The sequence below is a fragment of the Streptomyces sp. NPDC054794 genome, from assembly GCF_053611585.1.
Map to the genome: position 1 here is coordinate 1 of NZ_JBSHAQ010000145.1, position 1418 is coordinate 1418.

At 66.1% G+C, this 1418-nt stretch carries 1 protein-coding gene; it reads left to right on the forward strand.

Annotated elements, in window-relative coordinates:
• The first annotated feature begins 150 nt into the window (after positions 1-150).
• Complete coding sequence (locus tag ACWGKT_RS48450) at positions 151-1389, forward strand: IS256 family transposase (protein WP_453278814.1); 1239 nt, start codon at positions 151-153, stop codon at positions 1387-1389.
• The last annotated feature ends 29 nt before the right edge of the window (positions 1390-1418 follow it).

Consider the following 1418-nt stretch of genomic DNA (forward strand, 5'->3'; position numbering starts at 1 on the left):
GATGGTGTCCCGCGTGATGGTGTAGCCGATCAACCTTGAGTAGTGCGCCGGTGTGCTCCGGCTGGTGGTGTCCGCTCCCTGCGCATGAGGCGGGCCACCGTGCAACTCTCCCTGATAAACGCCCAGTTCACCGAGAGGAGGAGACGCACAGTGGCCCTGTCCCAGTCTGAACTACTTCGCCTGCTGGAGTCACTACGTTCGGCCGAGGGACTCGAACTCGTCCGCAGCGTCGCCGAGCGGATGCTGCAGGAACTGATCGAGGCCGAGGCCGCGGCGAAGATCGGCGCCGAGTGGAACGAGCACACCGACACCCGCACCAACTACCGCAACGGGCACCGGGACAAGACACTCACCACGCAGGCCGGCGACCTGGAACTGGCCATCCCCAAACTACGGGCGGGGAGTTTCTTCCCCTGCCTGCTGGAGCGGCGGCGCCGCATCGACCAGGCCCTCTACGCGGTGATCATGGAGGCGTACGTCGAGGGCGTCTCCACCCGGAGCGTGGACGACCTGGTCAAGGCCCTGGGGGCGGACACCGGGATATCAAAGAGCGAGGTCTCCCGGATCTGCGCTGCCCTGGACGAGCCGCTGACCGCGTTTCGCACGAGGCCGCTGGACCACACCCGCTTCCCCTACATCTACCTGGATGCCACCTACTGCAAGGCCCGGGTGAACCACCAGATCGCCTCCCGGGCCGTGGTTATCGCGACCGGCATCACCGAGGACGGCGGCCGCGAGGTCCTGGGCGTGATGGTCGGCGACAGCGAGACCGAGGCGTTTTGGACCGAGTTCCTGCGTCACCTGCGCGAACGCGGCCTGAGCGGGGTCCGCCTGGTCCTCGCCGACCACCACACCGGCCTGGTCAACGCGATCCGCAAGGTGATGATCGGCGCCGCCTACCAAAGATGTCGTGTCCACTTCCTGCGCAACGTCTTCGGTGTGATCCCGAAGGACGCCGGTGAGATGGTCGCCGCGACGATCCGCACGATCTTCGCCCAGCCCAGCCAGAGCGCGGTGAGGGCCCAGGTCGATACCGTCGCCGGCATGCTCGGAGGCCAGTTCCCCAAGGTCAAACAGATGCTGCTGGAGGCCAAGGACGACCTCACCGCCTTCGCCGTCTTCCCGGAGCGTCACTGGAAGAAGATCCAGTCGACGAACCCACTGGAACGGATCAACCGGGAGATCAAGCGCCGCACCGACGTCGTCCAGGTCTTCCCCAACGACGACGCACTACTGCGGCTGGTCACCGCCGTGCTGTTCGAACTGCACGACGAATGGATCGCCTTCCCCCGCCGCTACATGCCCGAGGGCAGCATGGCCGAGCTCTACCCCGAGCGCCCCGACAGCGCCCCCGCACTACCCAACACCACCAACACGACGACCGATTGATCGGCTACACCATCACCCGGGACACGATC